This window comes from Ruminococcus sp. AF37-20, assembly GCF_003460465.1.
GTDB lineage: Bacteria > Bacillota > Clostridia > Oscillospirales > Ruminococcaceae > Hominimerdicola > Hominimerdicola aceti.
In genome coordinates this window covers 16,050-18,589 of sequence record NZ_QTVE01000028.1, presented here as the reverse complement: position 1 = coordinate 18,589, position 2,540 = coordinate 16,050, and the positions used below count along the sequence as shown (strand labels likewise).

General features: G+C 40.4%; 2 protein-coding genes. Both read right to left on the bottom strand.

What is annotated here, in order from left to right; translation table 11 throughout:
- Window positions 1-242: 242 nt before the first annotated feature.
- Window positions 243-1,835 (bottom strand): recombinase family protein, encoded by a 1,593-nt coding sequence (locus tag DW015_RS12045; RefSeq protein WP_117905796.1) that lies wholly within the window; start codon window positions 1,833-1,835, stop codon window positions 243-245.
- A gap of 108 nt (window positions 1,836-1,943) precedes the next feature.
- A complete protein-coding gene (locus DW015_RS12040; RefSeq protein ID WP_022286812.1) occupies window positions 1,944-2,126 on the bottom strand; it encodes a hypothetical protein in 183 nt (60 codons plus the stop codon).
- Between the last annotated feature and the right edge of the window lie 414 nt (window positions 2,127-2,540).

Here is a 2,540-nt window from a genome sequence, read left to right as displayed (position 1 = left end):
CTAGTGATCGCAAGGTCATGTGGGTTCAAGTCCCGTCATCCGCACCACGAAAAGCTCGATTTTATCGGGCTTTTTTCTTTTGCTCCAGTAAAAATAAATGGGCAGACACGCTGGCTCTAAGAACAATTTTTAATTGATATTATGCTAAAACGCACTACCATAGCTAATGCGTCTGTCGGTTAATATATTCATATATGTAACGAACAAATCCGCAGGCGATACTGCGGATTTCGTTTTAATTTCTATGCACTTTCTAATTCTTCTGTTGGCTCAATAAACACGCTGACAGTTCCATTAAACTCTCCGTTCATCTCGAATCTGATATCAAGACTTTTATCTTCATTTTGATGAATGAAAATTCGCCTGACTAACATTCTTAGATTGATATCCGAAATCGTACCCTCGGACAGGATTTCATCAAGTATCTGTGTTGTGTTTTTAAGCTGTTCTTTTCTCTGTTTGCAGATTTTGTCATATTCCCTCAAGTCGGTTATCCGTTTTTCAATAGCGGATATTTCTTCTTCACGCTTAGTAATCATATTGTTGTAAACTTGTGCGTGTTCTCTGTCGCCGATTCGCTCTATAATCAAATCTTCGATCTGCTGTCGGAGTGATAATATCTTATCGTTGAGCTGCTGTATCTGACGTTCATACAGCGGCTTTTTCTTTACCCAATCCTTGACAATCTTGTTGTAGCGTTCGCTTTCGGCAAGTATCGTTTCACGAAGTCCTCGGACTTCATCTTCGATCAAAGCGTCAAGCTGATTTTCACGGACTGTGTGCGGAGTACAGTATTGCTTGCCGTAGCGGTGTGCGCTGTTGCAAGTGTATTCAACGTACTCTTTGCCTTTCCATTTTCTTGTGCGAGCTACAAAGCAAGCCCCGCAGTCGGAGCATTTTATTAATCCGGAATAGCGATGAAGATTCCTGCCATTTTGCGAACGTGGATTAATCTGTGAACGCTGTTCCAGTAAAAACTGTGCCTGTTTCCAAGTTGTTTCATCAATTATTGGTTCGCAGAAATTCTCATGGCGATACTGTTCTTCGGGCGGAATGAAAGTTTTGGTTTTGTATATTTTTGAAGTTACTGTCTTATGATTAACCATTGTGCCAATGTATAATTCATTTGTGAGAATGCGTTTGACTGCTGTTTGTACCCACAAGTATTTTTTAGAGATGTCGGGTTTCCAATCTGCTAGCTTTCTGCGCTGATAGTATTCTGGTGATTTTATTCCACGCTCGTTCATCGTCCTTGCGATAGTTGTCAAGCCGTAACCGTCAACGTATAGCTTGAATACTTCCTGTACTATCCAAGCTGTTTCATCGTCTACCAGAACAGTATTTGTGTTTTGATCACGCTTGTAACCAAGGGGTAAGGACTCTATCAGACCTTTGTTTTTCTGCTTTTGGCGAACTCCTGCTTTAACTTTCTTGCTGATGTCCTTAGCATAAAAATCGTTGAAGATCTGCTTGAACCCGATCAGCAAATCGTCGTTTTCATTGAATGAATCTATTCCCTCAGTCGCAGAAATTACCTTAACATTATTCTGTCGCAAGTGATCAATGAAGAGTTCAGTCTGCGTTCTGTGTCGTCCTAATCTTGACAGATCCTTGACCAGAACAACATCGATCTTTCCTTCATCAACAGCAATTTCAAGTTTGCCTAAGCCTTTTCTGTTGAACGTCATTCCCGAAACGTTGTCATCAAAACTTTCACCAACTATTTCATAACCATTCTGTTCAGCGTAATCAACTAAAATCTGCCGCTGATTTTGCAAGCTGTTCATTTCCTCATCTTCGTCACGAGATAATCTGTAGTATAGCCACGCTCTCATTTTATCGACCTCCTTTAAATTCGGCAGGCACGCTATGGTGTGTCTGCGTTACCTATCTGAACTTCGTTCAGATTGACACTACCACAAGCCGACCTGAAAGTCCAGCGATTACGCTGTTTTATCAACAAGTTCTACCTTTTCAATAAAATCGGAGTCGGAGCATTTGGACATACTATCTGAATTCAAATAGTCGTTAATCATGGACTCCATGAAGGTATCAAATGTCTTTCCGTCGCCATTATAGATAACAGTGACTGAATTGATTTTCGGGATTTCTCTTTGTCTTGGCATATTTTTATCGCCCTCCTTGCTGTCTTTTCAGTTTCTTTTTCTCTGATTTTTAAACTGATCATTTTTAATCATTCCTTTCTTAAAATTTCGTTTGACATCATCAACAACGCCCGCAATTATGCCGATTTCACGCAGTTTTTTGCACTTACGACCCCTCAATCATTCAAAGCTCAAATTTATGACCCCATAAAAATTATGCACAATCATTTTGCTGAAACTGCGTGTTTTCGGCATTTTTGCGGCGAGCTTTGCTCGTCCGCTGTGAACGTTTAGGGGGCTACGACCCCGAAACTTTAACTTGCAATGAAATATTTTACTTTGCTTTAACTGCTGCATATCTGGTATTTGTGCAGATTAACAACTGCCTTTTTATTATCAGAATTAAAACCTCTCACACATATCGCCCACAGCGGC

What these genes read in the sequence shown, in the direction of transcription:
- DW015_RS12045 (WP_117905796.1), bottom strand. Translation starts at nt 1,835, where the DNA reads ATGAGAGCGTGGCTATACTACAGATTATCTCGTGACGAAGATGAGGAA.
- DW015_RS12040 (WP_022286812.1), bottom strand. Translation starts at nt 2,126, where the DNA reads ATGCCAAGACAAAGAGAAATCCCGAAAATCAATTCAGTCACTGTTATC.